We start from the raw sequence: 26,626 nt of genomic DNA on the forward strand, positions 1-26,626 counted from the left end.
ACGGAGGTCAGTGGTACGCCCGGTAAAAGAACACGATCGTCGTCGTCGCGGTCACGAACAGCGTCCAGGCGCGGATCACGCCGTCGGGCAGCTTCCGCCCGAACCGCGCGCCGAAATACCCGCCGACCACTCCCCCCGCCATCATCGGCAGGCAGAGCGCCCACGCCACCATCCCCGTCGCCGCGAACACGATCGTTGCCGCGGCATTCGCGGTCGCCAGCATCAGCGTGCGCGGCGCGGCGAGCTTGGCGGGCGACGCGCCGGCCAACAATCCCCAGGCGGCGGTCAGCATCATCCCGACGCCACCCCCGAAGTACCCGCCATAGATCCCCAGCAACGTCTGCGCGGCGATCAGCGAGCGCGACCCGATCGCAACGCGCGCATGCAGCCAGGTCGAGGCGGGCTTGCCGAACGCGATCGCGAGCGTCGCCATCAGCAGCAGCCACGGCACGATCACGTCGAACGCGGTCGCCGGGGTGAAGAACAGCAGCAGGCTGCCAACCAGCCCGCCGACGAACGTGATTCCCGCCAGCGTCCGGATACCAACGCCGCCGACCGGCCCGAGATCCGCCCGATACGCCCACGCGCTGGCCATCGCCGCCGGCTGGACCGCGACGTTGCTGGTCGCATTGGCGATCGGCGAGGGCAGGCCGAGCGCGATCAGCGACGGCATCGTCGCGAAGCTGCCACCGCCCGCGAGCGCGTTCATCGCGCCGCCCAGCATCCCCGCACCCGCCGCCAATCCCAGCGAACCCAGATCAGACAAAGGCGGCATCAGCGTCGGCAGCGGCCTCACGATCGATCTGCGCGCGGCTCTTCTTCTCCGATGCGGTCTTCAGCTGCCCGCACGCCGCATCGATGTCGCGCCCGCGCGGCGTCCGCACCGGCGCCGAAATCCCCGCGCCGAACACGATGCTGGAGAAGGACTTGATCCGCTCGGGCGTCGAGCACTCGTATTGCGCGCCCGGCCACGGATTGAACGGAATGAGGTTCACCTTCGCCGGCAGCTCGTACTTGCGCAGCAACCGCACCAGTTCGCGCGCGTCGTCGTCCGAGTCGTTCTTGTCCTTCAGCATCACATATTCGAACGTGATCCGCCGCGCGTTGTTCGTGCCCGGATAGTCCGCGCACGCTTGCAACAATTCCTCGATGCCGTACTTCCGGTTGAGCGGCACGATCTCGTCGCGCACTTCCTTGGTCACCGCATGCAGCGACACGGCAAGGTTCACGCCGATCTCCGCCCCCGCACGCGCCATCATCGGCACCACGCCGCTGGTCGACAACGTGATCCGCCGCCGGCTGAGCGCGAGGCCCGCACCGTCCATCACCAGCTTCAGCGCATCGCGGACATTCTCGAAATTATACAGCGGCTCGCCCATCCCCATCATCACGATGTTGGTGAGCATGCGCCCCTCGGGCTGGCTCGGCCATTCGCCCAGCGAATCGCGCGCGAGCATCACCTGCCCGACGATCTCGGCCGGGGTCAGGTTGCGGACAAGCCGCATCGTGCCGGTATGGCAGAAGGTGCAGTTGAGCGTGCAGCCGACTTGGCTCGACACGCACAGCGTGCCGCGATCCGCGTCGGGGATGAACACCATCTCGTAATCCTGCGCGTCGTCCGACCGCAGCAACCACTTCCGCGTGCCGTCGGTCGACACCTGCGCCTCGACCACATTGGGCCGGCTGATCACGAAGCGCTGCTCCAGCCACGGGTGCATCGTCTTCGAGATATCGGTCATCGCCGAAAACTCGGTCGCGCCGCGATTGTAGATCCAGTGCCACAACTGCTTGGCGCGCAGCTTGGCCTGCTTCTCCTCGAGCTGCGACGTCTCCAGCGCCATCCGCAGATCGGCGAGCGACAGTCCGAGCAGGTCGATCCGCCCATCGCTGCGCGGCACGAAGCTGCGGGGAACGGGCACGGGATCGATGTGCCCAGGGATGGGCATGAGGTTCGCGGCGGTCTGCATGCGCGAGCCCGTAGCGGAATTTTCGTGATTTTTCTACTGGCTGCGGGAAGGGGGTCTAGACCGTCCGTTAGATCCCATCCTTCACCAGCAAGAACACCACCCCGGCGAAGGCCGGGGCCCAATGGGGGGGACGGAGATAATGATGGTTCGTCCCTCGTTACGACCATTTTTCCAATTGGGCCCCGGCCTCCGCCGGGGTGGGGGATTGGGAACGACGTGCGCTCCGCAAAACGTCACCCCCCGCTACACGAAAGCACAGCCGCATCGATCGCCGTCGCCGCGCCCGGTAGCGCGTACACATCCGCAAACGGCCGCCCCCCGACGCCGACCGCCTCGACACTCATGCTCCGCCCCGACCGCATCGCCGCGACGATCGCCCGATCACTCGGCGCATCACCGGCCCACGCATCCACTCCGTTCGCCACCAGCGTAAATCGCCGCTCACCAACCGTAAGCGTCACCCCCGCCGATCGATCCCTCTCGCGACTAAGCCGTACATACAAGGACGCGCGCAAACCCCGCTTCGGCCACGTCGCAACGCTGGCGAACCCGGACGAACGCCCCCCCGCCATCACCGGCCGAGCAATCGCATAACACCGCGCCGGGCTCGCATCGCGAAACGCACCCCAGCCTTTGTAGATGCCGATGGTGTCCCGCGCCGCCGCGGGAGCCGCACCCGCAAGCAACCCCACCGCCAACGCCAAGCGCAACACGGCTCCCCTCCCTGGAAGGGAGGGGCAGGGGGTAGGTAGGCCCGCTCGAGCCCCATCGGTTCGAACACGGGGAAACCGACCCACCCCCAACCCCTCCCTTCCAGGGAGGGGTGCAGAAGTCCGCAACCCCGATGTGAGGCCTCCGATCCGACCAGATCTCACGCCGGAGCGAATCCCGTACCGAGATGCGGCACCGTCGCCCGCCCGTTCTCCACCAGCGTAACTGACCCCTGCGGCAAACCCGTCGCAACCGGCGCGCCGAGCACAGGATCGGCCGCCGCACCGGTCATCGCGCCGAGCATCACTCGACTCGAGATCCCGTGCATGATCACCAGCCGATCACCCCGATCCTCCGCAGTATCCGCCAGCCACCCGCCAACCCGCACGGCAATCTCTGCATACGTCTCGCCATCGGGCGCAGGCTTCAGCGTGCCCCCCGGCAGCATTACCGGCCCGACCTCGTCGACAACGTCCGCATAATAGCGTCCGCCCCAGGATCCCATGTCGATCTCGACCAACCGGGCATCGGTACGCGCATCATGCCAGTCCAGCTCCAGATGCTCGCAGATCACCGCCAGCGTCTGCAAGGCCCGCCCGGTCGGCGAAGCCCACAACGCCAGCTTCGGTTTAACCCCCAGCAGGCCACGCATTGCCCGCCCAAGCTCGTCCGCCTGTGCGAACCCGGCCCGCGTCAACGGCGTATGTGCGGCATTCCCCTGCAACCGATGTGCCGCGTTGAACACGGTTTCGCCGTGCCGCGCGACGAAATCGCGTCCCTTGCGAAGGGTCGGACTATCGCTTGATCGGGCGTCCGTTTCACCCTGCCGTTGGCTTGGAATCATGGCCCGCGTTTCAACCCCCTGTGGCGCAAAAGCAACGGATTTCCGTGTTTATCTGGGGTTCATGCAACGCCCGCGCGGTTGGTCCATTGGAGCGGTCCGCCCCGCGTCATGGGGCGCCAGATCAGTAAGGAGTAACCCCAATGCGTACGCTTATCGTCGTCTCGCTGCTCGCCACCACCGCAGTGGCCGCACCCGCTCTCGCGCAGACCAACCCGACCTTCACCGGCCCCCGCGTCGAGGCCACGCTCGGCTACGATCACACCGGCGCTGGCAGCAGCGTGTCCAACAACAACGGGCGCGACGACCAGAAGATCGACGGCCTGCTGTACGGCGGCGGCATCGGCTACGACATCGCCACCTCGAGCAATGTCGTGCTCGGTGCCGAAGCCGAGCTGACCGGCTCGACCGCGAAGAGCGACCGCAACGACTATACCAGCAACTTCGGCTATGGCCGCGTCAAGCAGGGCCGCGACATCTATGTCGGCGCGCGCGCGGGCTATGTCGTCACGCCGACGACGATGCTGTACGTCAAGGGCGGCTACACCAACTCTCAGCTGAACGTCCTCGCCGGCGATACCAGCCAGTCCACCGACACCAACTTCAAGCTCAACGGCTGGCGCGTCGGTGCGGGCGCCGAGCACGCGGTCGGGCCGAACAGCTACGCCAAGCTCGAATACCGCTATTCGAACTATGAGCGCGGTAACATCGATTATGCGAACGGCGGCACCAGCGGGCGGTTCGACGTCGACACCGATCGTCACCAGGTCGTCGCGAGCTACGGTTTCCGCTTCTGATCGCTTTAACGCGACGTTTACCGTGATCAAAGAAGGGTCGGGGCGCTTGCTCCGACCCTTTGTTGTTGGGTAAGCCATTTGCGGATTGCCCCCAGCCCCGAGTCCGGCTGTGGCGGCGGGGGGAAATTTGATGAAGGCGACGATCGAACGCGCAACGCTCCTCAAGGGGCTGAGCCATGTCCAGTCCGTGGTGGAGCGCCGCAATACCATCCCCATCCTGTCGAACGTGCTGATCGAGGCGACCGCCGAGGGGACGCTCAAGCTGATGGCGACCGATCTTGATCTCCAGATCAACGAATCGATCGCGGCCGCCGTCGACCAGCCCGGCGCGACCACCGTGTCCGCGCACACGCTGTTCGACATCGCGCGCAAGCTGCCGGAAGGCTCGCAGGTCCAGCTCGCCGCGTCGGAAGGCCGGATGAGCATCGTCGCAGGCCGCGCGCGCTTCTCGCTCGGCACGCTCCCGCGAGACGATTTCCCGGTGATCGCCGAGGGCGAACTGCCGACCCAGTTCGAGCTGCCCGCCGAGACGCTCAAGCAGATCATCGACAAGACGCGCTTCGCTATCTCGACCGAAGAGACGCGCTATTATCTCAACGGCATCTTCCTTCACGTGGCGGACGGCGACAGCTCGAACCCGGTGCTGAAGGCGGCGGCCACCGACGGTCACCGTCTCGCGCGCGTCACGCTGCCGCGTCCCGAGGGCGCCGAATCGATGCCCGACGTGATCGTGCCGCGCAAATGCATCGGTGAGTTGCGCAAGCTGCTCGACGAGGTCGATGGTTCGGTCGGCGTGTCCCTGTCGCCGACCAAGATTCGCTTCGACCTCGGTCAGGCGATCCTGACCTCGAAGCTGATCGACGGCACGTTCCCCGACTACAGCCGCGTGATCCCGACCGGCAACGACAAGATCCTCAAGATCGACCCGAAGAGCTTCATGGAAGGCGTCGACCGCGTCTCCACGATCGCGACGGAGAAAACGCGCGCGGTGAAGATGGCGCTCGACCGCGACAAGATCACGCTGTCGGTGACCTCGCCCGAAAACGGCACCGCCGCGGAGGAAGTCCCCGGCGATTACGTCGCGCTCCCGTTCGAGATCGGCTTCAATAGCCGCTACCTGATGGACATCCTCGCGCAGATCGACGGCGACATGGTCGAGGTCCACCTCGCCGACGCCGCCGCCCCGACGCTGATCCGCGAAAATGACAAGTCGCCCGCGCTGTACGTGCTGATGCCGATGCGGGTGTGATTCGGTCTGCCTGTCGCGCCGTGGTATAGCGACGCGACAGGCAGGAGCCGGATCATGGACTCGATCGACATCGCGGATCTGAAAGACGAACTAGCCACACTCATCGACCGGCTTGAAGCTGGCGAAGCCGTGCAGATCACGCGCGACGGCCAACCCTTCGCGCGCGTGACCCCCGAGGCCCCGCCGCTCCCGCGCCGCAAGCCCATCGACGTAGACGCGTTAGAGGCGCTGGCGAAGTCGCTGCCTTACGATCCAACATCTGCACGTGACCTCGTCCGGCAGATGCGTGACGATTCGCGGTATTGACCCTCTACTGCGACACGGCGGTGGTGGTGTCGGCCTTCACCGCCGAGGCGCAAAGCGAGGACGTACGCGCGTGGCTATCGCGACGGTCTGATACTCTGGCGGTCAGCCATTGGGTCGCAACCGAGTTTTCCGGTGCGCTTGCGATGAAACGGCGATTGGGCGTCATCGACACCGCTGGTTGGAACGGTGTGATGAAGGGCGTGGCAACGGTTTTGCGCCGGGGAACTTTACGTAGAGTCAGTCACCGAAGCCGATTTTGCGTTGGCGGCAACGTTGCTCGATCGCGGTGATCTGAAGCTGCGCTCCGGAGACGCCCTTCACCTCGCGATCATCGTCGCGCGCGGTTGGTCCTTAGCGACGCTCGATCACGACCTTGCGCAAGCGGCCACGCAGATGGGCGTCGCAGTAGATACCGTCCTCGATTGACTCCTCGCCCGCTGCTCAATACTAACAGCAATGTTAGTAAGGAGTCGACTCGATGGCGAAGCTTCCTCCGTTTCCCGGTACGACCGGCCGTCGCGATTGGCGTACGGCGTTCGATGCGATCAAGAAATTGCTCGCGAATGGCGACGACACCACGCAGGTGTTCCGGATCATGCGCGCGCTCAACGTCGGCAATGCGCCGCTGAATTACGCGCGGCTGATCGCTTCCGAGCAGGGCGGGCGGATCGCCTATGACCGCGTCGAACTGGCGCAGCGTTTCTCCGACCCCGTGTTCGTCGCGAGCTTCGCGCCCGGCACGGTCGGGGCAGCGTATCGCCATTTCCTCGAGACGACGGGCTATTCCGCGGACGGTCTGGTCGAGGTTTCGCGGCTCGTGCCGTCCGAGGACGATCTGGCGCACCCTTATGCGTGGTTCGGCCGGCGGGTGCGCGACACGCACGACATCTGGCACGTGCTGACCGGTTACAAGGCGGACGAGAGCATGGGCGAGGCGGCGCTCGTCGCGTTCAGCTATGCGCAAGTCGGTGGGCTCGGCTGGGCGCTGATCGGCTCCGCGGCGGCATTGAAGAGCATGCGCGTCACCGGCAGCAAGCTGTTCGCGAAGGCAGTCTGGGAAGGCTATCGCAACGGGCGGAAGGCGAAATGGGTGTCGGGCGAGGATTATCTCGAACTGCTCCACGAACCGCTGGAGGCCGCGCGTGAACGGCTCGGGATCGTCACGCCGGTCGCGTATTTGCGTGCGCAGCGCGAGCTCGGGCCGGCGCTAGCGTCGTATCTGAGCACGCAGAAGGCGGCGACCGCGACGGCCGCACCCGCGATGGCGCCGGAGCGGATCGCCGCCTGACGCGAGGCTCGATAGCGCATTGGGCTCGATAGCGGACTGGGCGTGTCGCTAGCGCGGTTGTGATCGGATCGATTCCTCACCCCGTTCGTGCTGAGCGAAGTCGAAGCACCGGCGCTTCCGCCACGCCCTTCGACTTCGCTCAGGGCGGACGGAAAAGGGCGATGCAATCGGTTTCGAAACTGCTCTAAGGCCGGGACAATGCTCTCGCGCCTCGTCCTCACCGATTTCCGCAATCACGCCGACCTGACACTGACGCCGGGACCAGGGTTCGTCGTGCTGACCGGCGAGAACGGCGCGGGCAAGACGAATATCCTGGAGGCAGTGTCGCTGCTAGCGCCTGGCCGTGGGCTGCGGAGAGCCGCACTCGGCGAGATGGCGCGACAAGGTGGGGCAGGCGGCTTCGGCGTAGCGGCCACGCTGTTTCCAGAGCGCTCGCAGAAGAACGCAACAGAATTCCCCTCCCGCTTGCGGGAGGGGTCAGGGGAGGGCGCGACGTACGTACTGGCGTCCGCTTCCGAGGAAAACGCGCCCCTCCCCCAACCCCTCCCGCAAGCGGGAGGGGAGCCAGAAGCACAGGGGCAGATACAGACTTCAGGCGAAGTCGACGTCGCGACCGGCACGCTCGCCTCCGCCCCCGAACGCCGCATCGTCCGCATTCAGGGCGCGACCACCACCGCCAACGCGCTTGCCGAGTGGCTAACGATCCTGTGGCTCACCCCAGCAATGGACCGCCTGTTCGTCGCCCCCGCAGGCGAACGGCGAGGCTTCCTCGACCGCCTTACGCTCGCGCTCGCCCCGAGCCACGCCCACCACGCCGCCCGCTACGACGCCGCGATGCGTGCGCGCAACCGCCTGCTCGCCGACGAAGGCCGCCCCGACGGCGACTGGCTCTCCGCACTCGAAGCGCAGATGGCCGAGCACGGCGCCGCGGTCGATGCCGCCCGGCGCGAGACGGTCACCCTGCTCGGGACGAGGCTCGCGCGTCAGGACGACGGCCCGTTCCCGCGCGCCGGCCTGACACTCGAAGGCTGGGCCGGCGACACAACCCGCCTGCAATCCGACCTCGCCCAGGGCCGCGCGCGGGACGCCGCTGCCGGGCGCACGCTCAGCGGCCCCCACCGCGTCGACCTCGTGGTCACGCATCTCGACAAGGACCGCGCCGCGTCGCTCGCCTCGACCGGCGAGCAGAAGGCGCTCCTGCTCGGCATCGTCCTCGCGCACGCCGACCTCGTCGCCGAACGCACCGGCCAGCCCCCGGTCCTCCTCCTCGACGAGGTCGCCGCGCACCTCGATCCGGCGCGCCGCGCGGCGCTGTTCGCGCGGCTCTCAGGCCGCGGCCAGGTGTGGATGACGGGCACCGAAGACGCGCTGTTCGACGCGATCGGCCCCCAGGCAACGCGCATCGCGGTCGGGCGTTAGTTAGGCTGAACACGCGCTGTCGAGCAGGCTCACCGCGCGTTCAAGCGGGCGCGGGCAAAGCTCCGTCCATCGAAGATACGGAGAGACGATGATGACCCGGAATTTCACGCGCGCAGCCCTTGGCGTATTGATGGTCGCCGCCACCACCGCCCCCGTTTTCGCGCAAGCCCGCGACGATGGTCGATATGACATGAGCCGTGCCCCCTGGTCGCGTCCCGGCTATCGTCTGGAAGGCGCAGGCGTGCCGGTGCTCTTCCCCGAACTGCGCAATACGCGGCGCGGCATCGCATTCGTCATGCCGAACTTCGATGCGAACGGCGATGGCCGGATCAGCCCCCGGGAGGCCGACGACGCCAACCGCGAATTCGCGCGGATTGCAGGCCCCCGCCGCGACCGCTTCGACTGGGATGCATACGGTCGTGACCCACGCGGCTATCGCGGCGACCGCGGCGGCACGACTGTAGTCGAGACCACCACGACCTGGGATCGCGGCGCGATGCGCAACTACGGCTTCCGCCAGACCCCGCGCGGCGCGACGCTGACGCTGCAGGAGGACGTGCTGTTCCGTACCGACAGCGCCGTGCTGCGTCCCGGCGCGATCGAGAAGCTGCGTCCGCTCGCGCGCTATTTGCGCGGCAACCCCGGCGTCCGCGTCGCGATCGACGGCTTCACGGATTCGCGCGGCACGAACGCGCATAACCAGGACCTGTCCGAACGTCGCGCAGCGAGCGTCCGCCAGGCGTTCGACGACATGGACGTGGTGCGCGCGCGGTTCAGCGTCGTGGGCCACGGCGAGCGCGACCCGGTCGCGACCAACGCGACGCCGGCCGGAATGCGCCTCAACCGCCGCGTCGAGGTGACCCTGCTAGGCCAGCGCGCCGACCGTTTCTGAGGTAACGACTCCCTCTCCCCTCGGGGAGAGGGAAGGGGCCCGCCGCGCTTGCGGTGGGAAGGGTGAGGGGATTGAGGCTCGGGAGGTTGATCCCAACTCCCCCTCACCCTCCCGTCGCCTCCGGCTCCTCCTTCCCTCTCCCCAAGGGGGAGAGGGACATGCTTGCACCACCCCGGCAAAGGCCGGGGCCCAATTGGGGGGCATTGCTGACTGAGCGCGGTTCGGCGTTACTGCGACCTTTCCAATTGGACCCCGGCCTTCGCCGGGGCGGTGCTTTGTCGCAAGGGGTTCGCCCGACCCCCTGTCCTACACGCGCCCGTCCTGTCACCATCCCCGCATGGCGCTCCGAACCTCCTCGAAACCGACTCGTCCGGCATCCGAAGTGCACACCCGCACCAAAACGCTCCCAGCGTCTGCACTTCCTATACTTCACTCGCCGACGCCCCGACCCCCGCAGGCCATTTCGCTTCCGTTTCGGCCCCCGAATGCCTATATACTCGGCATGGCATCCAACCCCGAAACCAACAATCCCAACCTCCCGAACATGGGCGACTATGGCGCGGACTCGATCAAGGTCCTGAAGGGCCTCGACGCGGTCCGCAAACGCCCCGGCATGTATATCGGCGACACCGACGACGGGTCCGGCCTCCACCACATGGTGTTCGAGGTCAGCGATAACGCGATCGACGAGGCGCTGGCGGGGCATTGCGACCGGATCGACATCGTCCTCAACGCCGACGGATCGGTCTCCGTCACTGACAACGGTCGCGGTATCCCGACCGGCATCCACACCGAGGAAGGCGTGTCCGCAGCCGAGGTCATCATGACCCAGCTCCACGCCGGCGGTAAGTTCGAGAACACTTCTGACGAGAACGCGTACAAGGTCTCGGGCGGCCTGCACGGCGTCGGCGTCTCGGTCGTCAACGCGCTCAGCGAATGGCTCGACCTGACGATCTGGCGCAACGGCGAGGAGCATTACATGCGCTTCGCGTTCGGCGATGCGGTCGCGCCGTTGAAGGTTGTCGGCCCCGCCACCGAAGGCCAGAAGGGCACGCGCGTCACCTTCTTCCCGTCGCCCGCCACCTTCAAGATCACCGATTTCGACTTCGACAAGCTCGAACATCGCTATCGTGAGCTCGCCTTCCTCAACTCGGGCGTCCGCCTGTTCCTGAGCGACGCGCGCAGCGAAGAGCGCAAGACCGTCGAGCTCTATTACGAAGGTGGCATCGCCGCGTTCGTGAAGTATCTCGATCGCGCCAAGCTTCCGCTGATGCCCGAGCCGGTCGCGATCAGCGGCACGCGCGACGACGTCACGATGGACGTCGCGCTGCAGTGGAACGACTCGTATTACGAGAACGTCCTCGCCTTCACGAACAACATCCCGCAGCGCGACGGCGGTACGCACATGGCCGCGTTCCGCGCCGCGCTGACCCGCACGCTCAATAACTACGCCGAGAAATCCGGCATGTTGAAGAAGGAAAAGGTCCAGCTCACCGGCGAGGACATGCGTGAAGGCCTGACCGCGATCGTCTCGGTCAAGCTGCCCGATCCGAAGTTCAGCAGCCAGACCAAGGACAAGCTCGTCTCGTCTGAAGTCCGCCAGCCCTTGGAAAGCCTGATGGCCGATAAGATGGCCGAGTGGCTGGAAGAGAACCCCGCGCACGGCAAGGCGATCGTCGCCAAGATCATCGACGCCGCCGCAGCCCGCGAAGCCGCCAAGCGCGCGCGCGAACTGACGCGCCGCAAGGGTGTGATGGACATCGCTTCGCTACCCGGCAAGCTCGCCGACTGCCAGGAACGCGATCCCGCCAAGTCCGAACTGTTCCTCGTCGAGGGTGACTCGGCAGGCGGCTCGGCAAAGCAGGGCCGCGATCGTCATTTCCAGGCGATCCTGCCGTTGCGCGGTAAAATCCTGAACACCGAGCGCGCCCGCGAGGACCGCATGCTGTCCAGCCGCGAGATCGGCACGCTCATCACCGCAATGGGCACCGGCATCCGCGACGACTTCAACGCGGACAAGCTGCGCTACCACAAGATCGTCATCATGACCGACGCAGACGTCGACGGCGCGCACATCCGTACGCTGCTGCTGACGCTGTTCTACCGTCACATGCCCAAGATCATCGAGGGCGGGTATCTCTACATCGCCCAGCCGCCGCTGTATAAGGCGACCAAGGGCCGGTCCGAGGTGTACCTCAAGGACGACGCGGCGCTCGACGAATATCTGGTCGATGCGGGCGTCAATACGATGGTGCTTGACGGCCCAGGCGGCGGTCGTTCGGGGCGTGACCTGAAGGATCTGGTCGATCACGCGCGCCGGATGCGGACGCTGATGCGCTACGTCCCCAAGCGCTATGACGCCGGGATGATCGAGGCGCTGGCACTCGGCGGCGTGTTCGATCCCGAGGCGTCGGTCGAGGACCGGACGTCGCGGCTGGAGATCGTCACGCGTCGTCTCGAACTCGACGACGGCGATGCCCGCTGGACTGCGGTGCTGACCGAAGACGGCGGCATCCACTTCCAGCGCGCATGGCGCGGCGTCACCGACCACCATATTATCGAAGCGAGCTTCCTGGTGTCGGCCGAGGCGCGCAAACTGCACGCGCTGTCGGGCGAACAGTCCGAGAGCTACGCCCACACCTCGAACCTCGTGCCCGCAAGCAAGGCGTCACAGGCGGAAGAGCCCGACGCCGAAGAGGGTGCGGAACCCGAAGCCGGTGTGATCGGCTCCGCCACCGCTGTCGTCGCAACCCGCGGCTCGACGCAGGTCTCGCGTCCGAGCCACCTGCTCGACGCGATCCTGACCGCGGGGCGGAAAGGCCTCGCGATTCAGCGCTACAAGGGCCTGGGCGAGATGAACGCGGAACAGCTCTGGGAAACCACGCTCGACCCGTCGGTCCGCTCGATGCTCCGCGTCACCGCGGTCAACGCCGAGAGCGCGAACGAAATCTTCACCCAGCTGATGGGCGAAGTCGTCGAACCGCGCCGCGAGTTCATCCAGGACAACGCGCTGAACGTCGCCAACCTAGACGTCTGATCGCGGAACATCGAGGGTCCAACCGCGCTTGAACGCCATCTATCAAGGAGTGATACGCATGGCCGAAGACCGGTTGGACATCGATATGAAGACCCTCGAGGACAATAGCGACCTGCGTCAGGTCGAGTTCGAGGGCGAAGTCAGCGAAGAACGCTATCAGTTCGCGGTGCAGTACGACGTGCTCGAAGCGCTCAGCACGGTGGCGCCCGAGGGTGATGCGGTGGCGATCTTCCGGCAGCATCTCGACGAGATCGCCGATCTCGGCGTCGTCGCGCTGGCCCGCGATCCCGATCAGGAGATCGTCGTGATCAGCGAGAACGATCTGGACTGACGGTTGGCTGAGGCGCGGCCTTGCGAGCGTGCCGGCCTCGCCAGACGCGGATCGCGGCGATCACCAGCGCCGCGACCGCAACCAGGATCGCCACGCCGACGAGCTTCTGCCTGGGCATGACCTTGTCGACCAGCGCGATCAGCCCGTCGCCGAACACGTAGCCGATCGCGGTGAAGACCACGCCCCACACCAGCGCGGAGATCGCGTTGAGCACGACGAAGGTGCGTGCGGGAATATGCGAGGTGCCGATCGCGATCGGGCTGATCGTGCGCAGGCCGTACAGGAACCGGAAGCCGAGGATGAATATCGTCGGATGCCGGTCGAGCGTGTCGAGAGCCTTGGCGAAGGCCGGTTTCTCGGCGATCCGGCGGACCCGCTTGGTGTCGCGGTAATGGCGACCGGCGAAGAAGAAGAGCTGGTCCGCGAAAAACGACCCGGTCACCGCTGCCGCCGCGCTGCCGACCAACGGCAGCATATGCTGGTGCGCGAGCAGCCCGCCGGTGACGACGCTGGTTTCCCCCTCGAACGCCGCACCGAGGAAGATCGCGGCGAGGCCGTACTGCGAAATGAAGCTTTCGATCGACATCCGCCGCCCTTGCCGGACCGCACCGGGTTTGGCCAGCCGTCGCTATCGGCCGAGATAATCCATCTTGCCGATCGGCACGCCGCGCATCCGCAACAGCGCGTAGGCCGTTGTAATATGGAAATAGAAATTGGGTAGGACGAAGCCGAGCACATAGCTTCGGCCAGTGAAATCGACGCTGCCGCCCGACGTGACCAGCGTGACGGGAGCGTCTTCCTTGCCGTCGATCGCGGCGCGGGGAACGGTGTCGAGAAACGCCAGCGTCGCGGCAATGCGCTGCTGAAGCGCGGCGAAGCTGGCCTCATCATCTGCCATCGCGAGATTGGGAATCCCGCCGATCCGCACCATCGCGCCCTTGGCGGTGTCGCTCGCGCGCTGCACCTGCGCGGTCAGCGGCGCCATGTCGGCGACCAGACGGGTGTCGAGCACGTCCGCCTCGGCGATGCCGTGGTCACGGGCGAACGTCTCGCTGGCGGTCAGGATGGCGGAGAGGCTGGCAAAGCCGCGGCGAAAGGCGGGGACGGTGAGGTCGTAGAGGCTGGTCATGCGCGAAGGCTAGGCGCGCTAGTCCGGCGGGTCGAGCAGGAACGCGGCCAGTGCGCTCCACGCGGGCTGCTTCGCCGCGACGCCGACTGTGTGGAGCGGACTGCTCGAAGGGAGCGCGACGATCTCCGCGCCCATAAAGTCCCGGCCTAACAGCATCATGCCCTGCTTCAGCGCGGTGCCGCCGTTGAACGCGATCGCACGGAGGTGGGGGAGGGTGGCGACGAGGCCGGCGATGTCGTTGCCCTCGATATCGGCGATCGCCGCATCGGTGCTGCCGGCGCGGCGGGCCGATCCGATCACGTCCCAGAGCGCGACTTGGCGCGCGCGCAAGGTGGCGAGCCGGTCGTCATAGTCCAGCGCGGGCAGGTCACGACCGACGACGGGCGACATAAGCTGCCAGAACTGGTTCTGCGGATGCGCATAATAACGCTGCGCGGCAAGCGAGCGGTCGCTGGGCAAGCTGCCAAGGACGAGCAGACGCGCGTCGGGGGCGGCGATCGGGGGGAAGGAGTGCTTGAGGGGCATGCTGGGTCTCTAACGCAACCCTCTACATACGCCGATCACGAAACGGCGTGCTCTACTACTGCACCACCCCGACCTCCGCCGGGGTGGTGTGCAGGCTGAATCACGGCCCGACCAAACCCCGGTGATTGCGCATAATCCCGCAAGCGTCCTATCACGCACACCATGAAGATCATGCTCTCCGCCAGCCTCGCCGTGCTCGCCTTTGCGAGTGCCCCTGCCGCCGCCCGGCAACTCACCATCGACGACGTGACGATGCTCAGCCGCGTCGGTGCGCCGACCGCGTCGCAGGACGGGCATTGGCTCGTCTGGGCGCAGCGCGAGACCGATCTCGCGGCGGACAAGGGGCGCTACGATCTCTGGCGGCTCGATCTGACCACGCCGGGTGCGACGCCGGTGAAGCTGCTCGCCGACCCGCAGGTCAACGAGAACGACCCGCAGATCGTCAGCAGCACCGTGTATTTCACCTCGGACAAGGGGGGTGAAGATGCGGTCTGGTCGGTGCCCGTCACGGGCGGCACGCCGCGGCGCGTTACCAGCTTCAAGGGCGGGTTCAGTGGCTTCAAGGTCGCGCCGACCGGCGATACGATGCTCGTCTGGGCCGATCGCAAGCCCGGCGCGCCGAGCCTCGAGCCGGCGATGGTGAAGAAGGATCCGAACGCGGGCGCCGGGCGGACGTACGACCAGCTGTTCGTGCGGCATTGGGATACGTGGGCGGACGGCACGCGCTCGCAGCTGTTCGTGTTGCCGCTGACCGCCGCAGGTGCGACCGGAAACGGCGTTCCGCTGGTCGGCGCGCTGGTCGGCGATGCGCCGTCCAAGCCGTTCGGCGGCGGCGAGGAAGTGTCGTGGAGCCCCGACGGCCGCACCGTCTATTTCGCGCTGCGCGAGGCAGGCCGGATCGAGGCGCTGTCGACCAATCTCGACATCTTCTCGGTGCCCGCGGACGGCTCGGCGGCACCGGTCAACCTGACCGCGACGAACACGGCGACCGACAACCTCCCGACCGTGTCGCCCGATGGCCGCACGCTGGCCTATTTCGCGATGCGGCGGCCGGGGTTCGAGGCGGATCGCCAGGTGCTGACGCTACGCGATATCGCCAGCGGCAAGACGGTGTCGCTGACCGAGCGCTGGGACCGGTCGGTTGGCTCGATCGCGTGGGCGCCCGATTCGAAGTCGCTCTACGTGACGGCGGACGACACGCAGGAGACTCCGCTGTTCCGTGTTGACGCGAAGAGCGGTGCGGTCACGCGGCTGACGCAGGAGGGTCACGTCAGCGCGGTCGCGATCACGCCGCGGGGGCCTGTGGTGGCGATCGACAGCCTCACCGCACCCGCCGATTTCTACCGTGTCGCGGGCACCGGCACACCGCAGCGCCTGACGCAGGTCAACGCGACGAAGCTTGCCGGGATCGACATGCCGACGGTCACGCGGTTCAACTTCAAGGGCGCGAACGCGGACACCGTCTGGGGCTATGCGGTGAAGCCGTACGGCTCCACGGGGAAGGTCCCGGTTGCCTACATGGTGCACGGGGGCCCGCAGGGATCGAGCAACAACAGCTGGTCGTATCGCTGGAACCCGGCGGTGTTCGCCGGCGCTGGCTATGGTCTGGTCGCGGTCGATTTCCATGGGTCGACCGGGTACGGGCAGGGCTTCACCGACGCGATCAGCAACAACTGGGGCGGCTGGCCGCTCGAGGATCTGAAGAAGGGGCTGGCTGCCGCGACCGACAAGTTCGCGTGGCTCGATGCGGACAATGCGTGTGCGCTCGGTGCGTCGTACGGCGGCTATATGATGAACTGGATCGAGGGGCAGTGGCCCGATCGCTTCAAGTGCATCGTCCAGCATGACGGCGTGTTCGACGCGCGCGCGATGGCGTACGAGACCGAGGAGCTCTGGTTCGACGAATGGGAGCATGGCGGGAAAGCCTATTACGAGGACCCGCAGGCGTTCGAGAAATGGAACCCGGTCAATTACGTCGCCAAGTGGAAGACGCCGATGCTGGTGATCACCGGCGAGAAGGACTTCCGGATTCCGTACACGCAGGGGCTGGCGACGTTCACCGCGTTGCAGCGGCGTGGGATTCCGTCGCGGTTGCTGGTGAACCCCGGCGAGAACCACTGGGTGCTGAAGCCGAAGAACTCGCGGCAATGGTATGGCGAAGTGCTGGGCTGGATGGGGAAGTGGACGGGTAAGTAGGGGTTGCCTCTTTCCCTCCGAAGCTGCCACACCGGCTAAATGAGCACCACCCCGGCGAAGGCCGGGACCCAATTGGAAAGGTTGCAGTAACGACGGGCTATCCATCGTTACCTCCGTTCCCCAATTGGGCCCCGGCCTTCGCCGGGGTGGTGTCTTGTGGTGGTAGCGTCTTATAACCAGGCGCGACTTGTTTCCCCGCGAAGGCGGGGACCCAGACTGGGCTCCCGTCTTCGCGGGAGAACAAGGAAGCGCGGGCAACGCTCTCCCAGTCAGTGCGCCTTCGGCTTCTGCACCGCATGCAACCCCAGCGCGATCGCCCCGCCCAGGATCAACCCGATGATCCCGGAGAAGAACGCGTTCATCACCCAGTTCACCGCGCCCTTGGCGAACGGCACCGCATGCGAAGCCGCCTCCGCCGTATCGTGGATCCAGTGCGGCAAGGCGGTGAACCCGAACTCCTCGATCCCGTGAACGATGATCTGCCCCCCGACCCACACCATCGCCGCCGTCCCGATCACCGACAGCGCCGACATCACGATCGGCATGCCCTTCACCAGCCCACGCCCGATCGCCTGCACCACCGCGCTGCTGCGCTGCGCCAGATGCAGCCCGATATCGTCCATCTTCACGATCAGCGCGACCACGCCGTAGACGCCGATCGTGATGACGATCCCGACCAGCGCTAGCACGATCGCCTGCTCCCAGATCGGCTTGGTCGCGACATCGGACAGCGCGATCACCATGATCTCGGCGGACAGGATGAAGTCGGTGCGGATCGCGCCCGAGACCTTCTGTGCCTCGAGCGTCGCGGCATCGACCGGCTCGGCGACGACCTCCTCGGCATGGCCGCCGCCGAACGCCTCGAGGATCTTCTCCGCGCCCTCGAAGCATAGATAGGTGCCGCCGATCATCAGCAACGGCGTCAGCAGCCACGGTGCGAACGCGCTGAGTGCCAGCGCGGCGGGCAGGATGAAGACCAGCTTGTTACGGAACGAGCCGAGTGCGATCTTCCCGATCATCGGCAGTTCGCGCTTCGGCTCGAACCCGACCATGTAGCGCGGCGTGACGGCGGCATCGTCGACCACCACGCCGATCGCCTTGCTGCCCGCCTTCCCAGTGGTCGCGGCGATATCGTCGAGGCTGGCGGCGGCGAGCTTGGTGATCCCGGCAATGTCGTCGAGTAGTGCGACCAATCCTGTCGGCATCGATGGTGTCCTTCGCGTAAGTATCGCCGCTCGGTAACGTGACAGGATTGTCATGCAAACGGCTTTCGCACTTGCGGTAGTGCGTGGCGGGCGGAATGGTTGCAGCCGACGCGACCCAAGCGACAGGACGAGCCATGACCGACGACTTCATCACGAACCTGCCCAAGGCCGAGCTCCACCTCCACATCGAGGGCAGCCTCGAGCCCGAGCTGATGTTCGCGCTGGCCGAACGCAACAAGGTCGCGATCCCGTTCAAGAGCGTCGAGGACGTCCGCGCGGCGTACAACTTCACCAATCTTCAAACCTTCCTCGACATTTATTATGCGGGCGCCGCGGTGCTCCAGACCGAGGAGGATTTCCGCGATCTGGCGGTCGCCTATTTCGACCGCGTCGCGCAGGACGGTGTGGTGCATGCCGAGATCTTCTTCGATCCGCAGACGCACACGCATCGCGGCATCCCGTTCGACGTCGTCGCGCGCGGTCTGTTCGCGGGGATCGACGAAGCGCAGGCGAAGCACGGCATGTCGGTCGGGCTGATCATGAGTTTCCTCCGCCATCTCGACGAGGAGGACGCGTTCAAGACGCTCGCGCAGGCGGAGCCGTGGCTCGACCAGTTCATCGGCGTCGGACTCGATTCGTCCGAGGTCGGCCATCCGCCGTCGAAGTTCGCGCGCGTGTTCGCGGCGTCGGCGGATGCCGGGCTGATGCTCTGCGCGCATGCCGGTGAGGAGGGCCCGCCCGCCTATATCCACGAGGCGCTCGACATCCTCCAAGTCGACCGCATCGACCACGGCAATCGCGCGCTGGAAGATCCGGCGCTGGTCGCGCGCCTCGCACGCGATGCGATGACGCTCACCGTGTGCCCGTTGTCGAACGTCGCGCTGCGCAATGTCGACAAGCTGGAGAACCATCCGATCGATCGGATGCTCGATCTCGGGCTGCGCGCGACGATCCATTCGGACGATCCGGCCTATTTCGGCGGCTATATCGGCGAGAATTTCCGGCAGACGGCGCGCGCGAAGACCCTGTCGCGCGAGCAGGTCGTGACGCTCGCGCGCAACAGCTTCCTCGGCAGTTTCCTGGATGACGACGCGCTCAGCGGCCATCTCGCGACGCTCGACGCCTATGTGAAGGCGCATCCGTGATCGGGCGGTTCCTGGCGGTCTTCGAACCGTTCATCCTGATGCTGCTCGGCACCGTCGTGCTGGCGAGCCTGCTGCCGGCACGCGGCGAGATGGCGACGATCGTCGGCTACGCGGCGGATATCGGCATCGTCCTGCTGTTCTTCCTCCACGGCGCCAAGCTGTCGCGCGATGCGATCTGGGCGGGCCTGCGCAACTGGAAGCTGCATCTCGCGGTGCTGGCGATCACCTTCGTCGCGTTTCCGCTGTTCGGGCTGGGGCTGACCGCGTTGCCGTTCGTGACGGGGCCGCTTGCGGCCGGGCTGTTGTTCCTCACCCTGCTCCCCTCGACCGTGCAGTCGTCGATCGCCTTTACCGCGATTGCGCGCGGCAATGTCGCGGCGGCGGTGTGCAGCGCGTCGTTCTCGAACCTGCTCGGCATCCTCGTGACGCCAGCGCTGGTGGCGCTGCTGATGAACACTTCGGGCAGCGGCGGGATCTCGATCGAGAGTATCGAGGCGATCGTGCTGCAACTGCTGGTGCCGTTCGTCGCAGGACATCTGTTGCGGCCGTGGATCGGTGCGTGGGTGACGCGCAACAAGGGCCTGTTGACGGTGGTCGATCGCGGGTCGATCCTGCTGGTCGTCTACAGCGCGTTCGGTGCCGCGGTGGTCGAGGGACTTTGGACCAAATTGTCGCTCGGCGACCTGATCCTGATCGGACTCCTGTGTGCGGCACTGCTCGCGTTCGTGCTCGGGCTGACGTTTGCCGTTGCCCGCCTGATGAAGCTGCCCCGCGAGGATGCGATCGTGCTGCAGTTCTGCGGTTCGAAGAAGAGCCTCGCGTCGGGCGTACCGATGGCCGGCGTGCTGTTCCCGCCTGTGCAGGTCGGCGTGATCCTGCTTCCGGTCATGCTGTTCCACCAGTTGCAGCTGATCGCCTGCGCCGTGATCGCGCGCCGCTATGCCGAGTCCGCGCCGCCGTCCTGATCCTGATCAATAGGCCCATTGCGAGGGTATTTGCTTTGTTCCGCAATGACCGCCACAGCGGTTTTGCTGACTAGGGGGCCTTGGCCGATGACTGCGCAGAACGATGTAGACGCTACTGCGCTCGATCAGGCGCAGACCCAGGACAGCGGGCTGGACCTGACCGCGTGCGACCGCGAGCCGATCCACATTCCGGGGTCGATCCAGCCGCACGGCCTGTTGCTGGTCGCCGATCCGGCGTCGCTGACGGTCGTCGCGGGGGCGGGCGATATCGAAGGGCGGCTGGCGGCAGAGTGGCTCGGTGCCGATCTTGCGCAGGTGTTGGCGCAGGCCGTACCGACGGACGACGTGGGGCCGGGGGGGATGGTCGGCGATCCGGTGATGGGATCCACCGAACGCTTCGAGGTGACGATCCACCGCAGCGGCGACTATCTGCTGGCCGAGCTCGAGCCGGTCGAGGCCGCGCCGATGACCGCGACGCAGATGCTCGGCCGGCTCAACCCGATGATCACGATGTTCGAGCGCGCGACCGATCTGAGCACGCTGTGCGCCCGCGCCGCGATCGCGTTCCGTCAGCTCACCGGGTTCGACCGAGTGATGATCTACCGCTTCCTCGACGACGACGCCGGCCGCGTCGTGGCGGAGGACAAGGCCGTCGGCCTCGGTACCTTCCTCAACCACCATTTTCCGGCATCGGACATTCCGAAGCAGGCGCGCGCGCTGTACGTCCGCAACCGCACGCGGACGATCCCGACGATCGACTATGCGCCCGCCGTGCTGCGCCCCGCCGGGTTCGAGACACTCGATCTGAGCGACGTGACGGTACGCAGCGTGTCGCCGATCCACCTGCGTTATCTCGCCAACATGGAAGTTGCGGCCTCCGCGTCGATCTCGATCGTCAAGGACGGGCTGCTCTGGGGCCTGATCGCCTGTCACAACGCCACGCCGCGCGGCCTGAGCCCCGACGTCCGTGCCGCGTCGGCGACGCTGGCGAGCGGGCTCGCGCGCCAGATCCGCGCGAAGGAAGAGGCCGAGATCTACCGCGAACGGCTGCGGCTGCGCGGGGCCGAGGATGCGGTGGTCGCCAAGCTCGCGACCGAACCGGCGCCCCGCAGCATCGTCGTGACGTTGCGCGACGACCTGCGGCGGATGCTCGACGCCGACGGGTTCGCGTTCGTGCAGGGGACGATCGTCGACACCGATGGCGTCTGCCCCGCGCACGACGAAATTCGCGATCTCGTCGCCTGGGTCTGCGCGCGCAGCGGGATCGAGCCGCTGGCGACGCACGAGCTCCCCTCGCTGCTGCCGCGTGCGGATGCCTATCGGGCCTGTGCCAGCGGGGTGCTGGCGATGCCGTTGATCGACGATGGCGCGATGCTGTTCTGGTTCCGCGCCGAACAGGCCGAGGAGGTCGAATGGGCGGGCAATCCGCACAAGGCGGTGTCGCTCGATCCGACCGCGGTGCTGACTCCGCGTACCTCGTTCCAGTCCTGGACTCAGGTCGTGTCGGGCCGATCGCGCCGCTGGACGCTGGAGGAGATCGAGGCCGCGCACCGCCTGCGTCGCGCGTTCCACGACGCGCACATCAACCAGCGGCTCCGCCTGCTCAACGCCGACCTGCAGCGCACGCTCGCCGACAAGGACGTGCTGATCGCGCAGAAGGACGTCCTAATGAAGGAGGTCAATCACCGCGTCCAGAACAGCCTCCAGCTGGTCGCCGCGTTCCTCGCGCTCCAGGCGAAGGCGTCCGACGATGCCAAGGTGAAGGAGCATCTCGCCGAGGCGCAGGCACGGCTTTCCGCGGTCGCTCTGGTGCATCGCCGGCTCTACCGCGACGATCAGGTTGAGTCGGTCGACCTCTCGCGCTATCTCGAGGAGCTGGCGGGCGACATGAAGACTTCGCTCGGCGCGGACTGGGCGGCGCAGATCCGGCTCGATCTCGCGCCGATTCTGGTGCCGACCGACCGGGCCGTGAACATCGGGCTGGTCCTCACCGAACTCGTCATCAACGCCAGCAAATATGCCTATGGCGGGCAGCCCGGGCCGATCCTGATCGCGCTCGAACAGCATCGCAACCGCCTCCGCCTGATCGTCGCCGACGATGGGTCGGGCAAGGTCGGGACGCGCGAGGGGTTCGGCAGCCGGATGATGAACGCGATCGTCGCCGGGCTGTCCGGCACGATCGAGCATGACGACAACATGCCCGGCCTGCGTGTGATCATGACCGCGCCGATCGTCGATACCGTCTGATCGGGCGGGTTGCCGGCGAACGCCCGCTTGGGCGCGGCTGATATTTGCTCGGGCACCCGCGGGTTGAAGCTTTATGCTGCACCTGCGAAATAAACCGGATGATCGATACCGACCAAACCGTTGCCGACTCCGCCGTTCCTCAGGTTAATGCGCGGCTCGCATTGCTCGCGCTCGCGGTCGGTGGCTTCGCGATCGGTACCACCGAGTTCGCGGCGATGAGCCTGTTGCCGCAGTTCGCCCGCGGGCTCGGGATCGACGAGCCGGCCGCGGGGCATGTCATCAGTGCCTACGCCCTGGGCGTGGTCGTTGGCGCGCCGACGATCGCGGTGCTGGCGGCGAAGATCGAGCGGCGGGTGTTGCTGATCGGGTTGATGACGTTCCTCGGCATCGCCAACGGCCTGTCTGCGATGGCGCCGACCTATCACACGATGCTGTTGGCCCGGTTCCTGAGCGGACTGCCGCATGGCGCGTATTTCGGGGTCGGATCACTGGTCGCGGCGTCGATGGTGCCGCGCGAGAAGCGGTCGCAGGCGGTGTCGCGGATGATGCTCGGGCTGACGATCGCGACGATCGCAGGCGTGCCACTCGCGAACGGCATCGGTCAGTGGTTCGGCTGGCGCTGGGGGTTCGGGATCGTTGCAATCATTGCGGCTGCGACGGTCGCGATGTTGCTGAAGTTCGCGCCGGTCCTCCGGCCTGCGAAGGATGCGAGCCCGCTCGGCGAACTGGCTGCGCTGCGCAACGGTCAGGTATGGCTAACGCTGGCGATCGGTGCGGTCGGGTTCGGCGGGATCTTCTGCGTCTACACTTACCTCGCTTCGACACTGACCGAGGTTACCGGCGTGTCGTCCGCGTTCACGCCGGTCGCGTTCGCATTGTTCGGCGTTGGCATGACGATCGGGACTTTGGTCTGCGCGAAGGCGGCGGACGTGGCGCTGATGCCCGCCGCGGGGATCACCTTGCTGTTCGGGGCAGGGGCGCTCGCGCTCTACGCGCCGGCGACGCCGCATCTGTGGGCGATGCTACCGGTGGTGGTGTTGATCGGGTGCGGGGGCGGGTTGTCGACGATCCTCCAGACGCGGCTGATGGATGTCGCGGAGGAGGCGCAGACCTTGGCCGCGGCGCTCAACCATTCCGCGTTCAATACGGCCAACGCGCTTGGGCCGTGGCTTGGTGGGCTGGCGATTGCGGGCGGGTATGGGTTGCCGTCGACCGGCTGGGTCGGGACCGCGCTGGCGCTTGGCGGGTTTGCGATCTGGGCGGTGTCGTGGGGACTGGATCGTCGGCGGGTTTGAATAAGTGCCCGCCGAGTACTGTTCTCCCGCGAAGGCGGGAGCCCAGGGTTACAGGCGGTGGCGCTGGTGACTTCTGGACCCCCGCCTTCGCGGGGGAACGGTTCTTGTGGGCGCCCGGACTATCCCCATCACCACCACCCCGGCGAAGGCCGGGGTCCAATTGGGGAACTGTGCTAACAGGGGCAGCGCTCCGTTACTGCAGACTTGCCAATTGGGCCCCGGCCTTCGCCGGGGTGGTGCTCGTCAGTTCGTGTGATGTTCGTGGTACGGAGAGGGGCTGTTCGATAAGTCCGTCAGCCCCGCACGATCACCGCGCTATGTCGCGCTTTGCCAACTGCTTGTTCAGCCCCAGTGCGATCAGCGTGAACACAGCGCCCGAGAACAGGTACGCGCCGCTAGCCGCCAGCCCCAGCTTGCTCGTCAGCAGCAGCGCCGCCAGCGGCGCGAAGCCTGCACCGAACAGCCACGCCAGATCGGTCGTCAGCGCCGAGCCCGTATAGCGGTGCTGCGGCGACAGGCTCGAGGCGATCGCGCCCGAGGACTGGCCGAACGACAGGCCGAACAGCAGGAAGCCGATGCCCATGAACAGGCGCTCGCCGATCTCGCCGCCATCGAGCAGCGACGGTGCGGCGATCGCGAACAGCGCGATCAGCACTGCGATCGTGCCCAGCATCGTGCGACGCCCGAACCGGTCGGCGAGCAGCCCCGACACCAGCATCGCGCCGATCCCGATGATCGCGCCGATTACCTCGACCACGAGGAAGCGACCTGCCGATTCACGCGTGAACAGCACGACCCACGACAGCGGGAACACCGTCACCATGTGAAACAGCGCGAAGCTCGCGAGCGGCACGAACGAACCAAGCCAGATCGCCTTCCACTGCGACTGCACGGTCTCGACGACCGGTGCCGGCTCCAGCTCGCGCTTGGCGTACATCTCTTCGAACTCTGGCGTCACGACCAGGCGAAGACGCGCGAACAGCGCGACGACGTTGATCGCGAACGCCACGAAGAACGGATAGCGCCAACCCCAGGCGAAGAAATCCTCGGTCGGCAGTGCGGCAACGAAGAACGCGAACAGGCCGCTCGCGACCAGCAGGCCGATCGGCGCACCAAGCTGCGGCAACATCGCGTACCAGCCGCGATGCTTTTCCGGCGAATTGAGCGACAGCAGCGAGGCGAGACCATCCCAGGCGCCGCCGAGCGCGACGCCCTGGCCGATACGGAGCAGCGCGAGGATCGCGACCGACCAGTTGCCGACCGAGTCGTAGCTGGGGATGAACCCCATCGCGACCGTCGACGTGCCGAGCAGGAACAGCGAGATCGTCAGCTTGACGCTGCGGCCATAGGCGCGATCGACCGCGATGAAGATGATCGAACCGATCGGGCGGGCGATGAACGCCAGCGCGAACACCGCGAAGGAATAGAGCGTGCCCTGCAACCGGTCGACATACGGGAAGACAAGGGTTGGGAACACGAGCACCGAGGCGATCGCGTAGACGAAGAAGTCGAAGAATTCCGAGGTGCGGCCGATCACCACGCCGATCGCGATCACGCCCGGCGTGACGTGCTCGCCGTCGCTGTGGATACTGCGAGCATCGGCTTCGAAGCTCGTCTCGGGGATCGTGTTTGCACTCATTCTTCAACTCGCTCTTCAGGGCGCGAACCCGATGATACGCTGTTCCGGCGGATACGGGCAGATATATTCCGTCCCGGTCCTCCGCGCCCAATGCGGGCAGGGGTGATCTATGCTAATCTTGGTAACGATAAAGCCATGCCGATGTTGCAGTGCAGCGCCCATTGGACAAATTGTCCACTGTAGCGCGGCGAAAGCGAGGCGTAGGGGGTCCGCATGATCGTTGAGAAAACCGTTTCCCGCGCGAAAAAATGGCTGGCCGTGCTGCCGCTTGCGCTGCTCACCAGCGGCTGCAACTGGGTCGTGATGTCCCCCTCGGGCGATATCGCAGTGCAACAGCGCGACCTCGTGCTGATCGCGACCGGGTTGATGCTGCTGATCATCGTCCCGGTGATCATCCTCACGCTGCTGTTCGCGTTCCGCTACCGCCAGGCGAACACGGAAGCCAAGTACGAGCCGAACTGGGATCACTCGGTCGGGCTCGAGCTGCTGATCTGGGGCATCCCGCTGCTGATCATCATCGCGCTCGGCGCGCTGACCTGGACCAGCACGCATCTGCTCGATCCGTATCGCCCGCTTGGCCGGATCAAGCCCGACGCGCCGACACTCGCGAACAACGTGCCGGTCGGCAACCTGGTCGACAAGCAGCAGCTGGCGAACGGCGTCGGCAAGCCGCTCGAGGTTCAGGTCGTCGCGCTCGATTGGAAGTGGCTCTTCATCTATCCGGAATACGGCATCGCCACGGTCAACGAACTAGCCGCGCCGGTCGATCGTCCGATTCGTTTCCAGATGACCTCGTCGTCGGTGATGAACGCGTTCTACATCCCTGCGCTTGCCGGCATGATCTATACGATGCCCGGCATGCAGACGACGCTGAACGCGGTGATCAACAAGCCTGGCAACTACGAGGGCTTCTCGTCCAACTATAGCGGCGCGGGCTTCTCGGGGATGCGCTTCCGCTTCCACGGCGTCAGCGACGCTGGCTTCCAGGCCTGGGTCAACCAGGTGAAGCAGCGCGGCGGCGGTCTGAACCGCGCGAGCTATCTCCAGCTGGAGAAGCCGAGCGAGAAGGTCCCGGTCCGCTATTACAATGCGGTCGAGCCGAACATGTTCAAGCTCGTCGTCGAGCAGTGCGTCCAGCCCGGCAAGGTCTGCATGTCGCAGATGATGCACGGCGGCAAAGGCGGGGGGGACTCGCACGCCGGCATGGCGATGCCCGGGGTCAATGGCGGCAAGGGCCCGCAGGAAACCTCGGAGCGCGTCAAGGGCGCGTTGCTCAAGGATGCCGACGAAAAGGGAAGCGGCCAGCATTGGACCGCACCGGCCGACATAAAACAGGACGGCGCGAACAATGCGCCCGGCTCGCAGTCCAACCGCAATCACACGATGCTGACCCCCTCCACCATGCCGGGCACGCGCCCCGTCGCGAACGGCTAGAGAAACCA

Annotated in this window: 23 protein-coding genes and 1 pseudogene; 15 read left to right on the top strand and 9 right to left on the bottom strand. The window is 66.3% G+C overall.

The genetic code is table 11. The annotated features are described in order from the left end of the window. Positions 1 to 7: 7 nt before the first annotated feature. From ASF09_RS18830 to ASF09_RS18845, 4 genes are all read right to left on the bottom strand, one after another. Positions 8 to 775 (bottom strand): sulfite exporter TauE/SafE family protein, encoded by a 768-nt coding sequence (locus ASF09_RS18830; RefSeq protein ID WP_060527665.1) that lies wholly within the window; start codon positions 773 to 775, stop codon positions 8 to 10. Continuing rightward, positions 759 to 1,967, bottom strand: coding sequence for a 23S rRNA (adenine(2503)-C(2))-methyltransferase RlmN (gene rlmN, locus ASF09_RS18835; protein WP_060527597.1), 1,209 nt, complete (start codon positions 1,965 to 1,967; stop codon positions 759 to 761). Before rlmN ends, ASF09_RS18830 begins: the two co-directional genes overlap by 17 nt. A 233-nt stretch (positions 1,968 to 2,200) precedes the next feature. After that, a complete protein-coding gene (locus ASF09_RS18840; RefSeq protein ID WP_443025035.1) occupies positions 2,201 to 2,677 on the bottom strand; it encodes an invasion associated locus B family protein in 477 nt (158 codons plus the stop codon). 161 nt (positions 2,678 to 2,838) lie between these two features. Beyond that, on the bottom strand, positions 2,839 to 3,522 hold the full coding sequence (locus ASF09_RS18845; protein WP_060527601.1) for a histidine phosphatase family protein: 684 nt from the start codon (positions 3,520 to 3,522) through the stop codon (positions 2,839 to 2,841). Positions 3,523 to 3,662: 140 nt separating this feature from the next. Here ASF09_RS18845 and ASF09_RS18850 point away from each other — a divergent pair, with 140 nt between their 5' ends. From ASF09_RS18850 to ASF09_RS18885, 9 genes and pseudogenes are all read left to right on the top strand, one after another. Beyond that, positions 3,663 to 4,316, top strand: coding sequence for an outer membrane protein (locus ASF09_RS18850; RefSeq protein WP_060527603.1), 654 nt, complete (start codon positions 3,663 to 3,665; stop codon positions 4,314 to 4,316). A 130-nt stretch (positions 4,317 to 4,446) separates the two neighbouring features. Then, positions 4,447 to 5,565, top strand: coding sequence for a DNA polymerase III subunit beta (dnaN, locus tag ASF09_RS18855; protein ID WP_056017955.1), 1,119 nt, complete (start codon positions 4,447 to 4,449; stop codon positions 5,563 to 5,565). Between the two features lie 54 nt (positions 5,566 to 5,619). Next, complete coding sequence (locus tag ASF09_RS18860; RefSeq protein ID WP_060527605.1) at positions 5,620 to 5,871, top strand: type II toxin-antitoxin system Phd/YefM family antitoxin; 252 nt, start codon at positions 5,620 to 5,622, stop codon at positions 5,869 to 5,871. Positions 5,872 to 6,105: 234 nt separating this feature from the next. Further along, positions 6,106 to 6,297 (top strand): annotated as a pseudogene (locus ASF09_RS20485) (hypothetical protein); the annotation flags it as partial. Between the two features lie 52 nt (positions 6,298 to 6,349). Then, entirely contained in the window at positions 6,350 to 7,159 is an 810-nt protein-coding gene (locus ASF09_RS18865) for a Coq4 family protein (RefSeq protein ID WP_060527607.1), read from the top strand. A 198-nt stretch (positions 7,160 to 7,357) separates the two neighbouring features. Beyond that, entirely contained in the window at positions 7,358 to 8,578 is a 1,221-nt protein-coding gene (locus ASF09_RS18870; protein ID WP_060527608.1) for a DNA replication/repair protein RecF, read from the top strand. A gap of 88 nt (positions 8,579 to 8,666) precedes the next feature. Further along, positions 8,667 to 9,470: an OmpA family protein gene (locus ASF09_RS18875; RefSeq protein WP_235529895.1), complete on the top strand. Its 804-nt coding sequence runs from the start codon at positions 8,667 to 8,669 to the stop codon at positions 9,468 to 9,470. A 502-nt stretch (positions 9,471 to 9,972) separates the two neighbouring features. After that, positions 9,973 to 12,507 (top strand): DNA topoisomerase (ATP-hydrolyzing) subunit B, encoded by a 2,535-nt coding sequence (gyrB, locus tag ASF09_RS18880; RefSeq protein WP_060527610.1) that lies wholly within the window; start codon positions 9,973 to 9,975, stop codon positions 12,505 to 12,507. A 58-nt stretch (positions 12,508 to 12,565) separates the two neighbouring features. Then, the gene (locus ASF09_RS18885) at positions 12,566 to 12,838 is read left to right on the top strand and encodes a DUF1488 family protein (RefSeq protein ID WP_060527611.1); all 273 of its coding nucleotides are present in this window, start codon (positions 12,566 to 12,568) and stop codon (positions 12,836 to 12,838) included. Here ASF09_RS18885 and ASF09_RS18890 read toward each other — a convergent pair. From ASF09_RS18890 to ASF09_RS18900, 3 genes are read right to left on the bottom strand one after another with little or no spacing between them, the layout of a single operon-like run. Beyond that, positions 12,816 to 13,424, bottom strand: a complete 609-nt coding sequence (locus ASF09_RS18890; protein ID WP_060527612.1) for a DedA family protein — start codon at positions 13,422 to 13,424, stop codon at positions 12,816 to 12,818. The two genes, ASF09_RS18885 and ASF09_RS18890, sit on opposite strands and share 23 nt — an antisense overlap. Before the next feature lie 42 nt (positions 13,425 to 13,466). Then, complete coding sequence (locus tag ASF09_RS18895) at positions 13,467 to 13,967, bottom strand: DUF1993 domain-containing protein (protein WP_060527614.1); 501 nt, start codon at positions 13,965 to 13,967, stop codon at positions 13,467 to 13,469. Between the two features lie 18 nt (positions 13,968 to 13,985). Then, positions 13,986 to 14,492, bottom strand: a complete 507-nt coding sequence (locus ASF09_RS18900) for a DNA-deoxyinosine glycosylase (protein WP_060527616.1) — start codon at positions 14,490 to 14,492, stop codon at positions 13,986 to 13,988. Positions 14,493 to 14,654: 162 nt separating this feature from the next. On the opposite strand from ASF09_RS18900, the gene ASF09_RS18905 reads away from it, so the two are divergent. Continuing rightward, entirely contained in the window at positions 14,655 to 16,688 is a 2,034-nt protein-coding gene (locus ASF09_RS18905) for a S9 family peptidase (protein ID WP_060527617.1), read from the top strand. 269 nt (positions 16,689 to 16,957) lie between these two features. Here the strand turns inward: ASF09_RS18905 and ASF09_RS18910 are convergent, their stop codons facing one another. Then, complete coding sequence (locus ASF09_RS18910; RefSeq protein ID WP_060527619.1) at positions 16,958 to 17,893, bottom strand: DUF808 domain-containing protein; 936 nt, start codon at positions 17,891 to 17,893, stop codon at positions 16,958 to 16,960. Positions 17,894 to 18,027: 134 nt separating this feature from the next. Here ASF09_RS18910 and ASF09_RS18915 point away from each other — a divergent pair, with 134 nt between their 5' ends. From ASF09_RS18915 to ASF09_RS18930, 4 genes are all read left to right on the top strand, one after another. Next, the gene (locus ASF09_RS18915; RefSeq protein WP_060527621.1) at positions 18,028 to 19,038 is read left to right on the top strand and encodes an adenosine deaminase; all 1,011 of its coding nucleotides are present in this window, start codon (positions 18,028 to 18,030) and stop codon (positions 19,036 to 19,038) included. Beyond that, complete coding sequence (locus ASF09_RS18920; protein WP_443025036.1) at positions 19,038 to 20,003, top strand: bile acid:sodium symporter family protein; 966 nt, start codon at positions 19,038 to 19,040, stop codon at positions 20,001 to 20,003. Before ASF09_RS18915 ends, ASF09_RS18920 begins: the two co-directional genes overlap by 1 nt. An 87-nt stretch (positions 20,004 to 20,090) precedes the next feature. Beyond that, a complete protein-coding gene (locus tag ASF09_RS18925) occupies positions 20,091 to 22,250 on the top strand; it encodes a histidine kinase dimerization/phosphoacceptor domain -containing protein (protein WP_060527625.1) in 2,160 nt (719 codons plus the stop codon). A 98-nt stretch (positions 22,251 to 22,348) separates the two neighbouring features. After that, entirely contained in the window at positions 22,349 to 23,545 is a 1,197-nt protein-coding gene (locus ASF09_RS18930) for an MFS transporter (RefSeq protein ID WP_060527627.1), read from the top strand. Positions 23,546 to 23,852: 307 nt separating this feature from the next. On the opposite strand, the gene ASF09_RS18935 is transcribed toward ASF09_RS18930, so the two are convergent. Next, positions 23,853 to 25,184: an MFS transporter gene (locus tag ASF09_RS18935; protein WP_060527629.1), complete on the bottom strand. Its 1,332-nt coding sequence runs from the start codon at positions 25,182 to 25,184 to the stop codon at positions 23,853 to 23,855. 213 nt (positions 25,185 to 25,397) lie between these two features. Here ASF09_RS18935 and ASF09_RS18940 point away from each other — a divergent pair, with 213 nt between their 5' ends. After that, the gene (locus tag ASF09_RS18940) at positions 25,398 to 26,618 is read left to right on the top strand and encodes a ubiquinol oxidase subunit II (protein WP_060527630.1); all 1,221 of its coding nucleotides are present in this window, start codon (positions 25,398 to 25,400) and stop codon (positions 26,616 to 26,618) included. Positions 26,619 to 26,626 lie beyond the last annotated feature (8 nt).

This window comes from Sphingomonas sp. Leaf242 (genome assembly GCF_001422045.1).
GTDB lineage: Bacteria > Pseudomonadota > Alphaproteobacteria > Sphingomonadales > Sphingomonadaceae > Sphingomonas.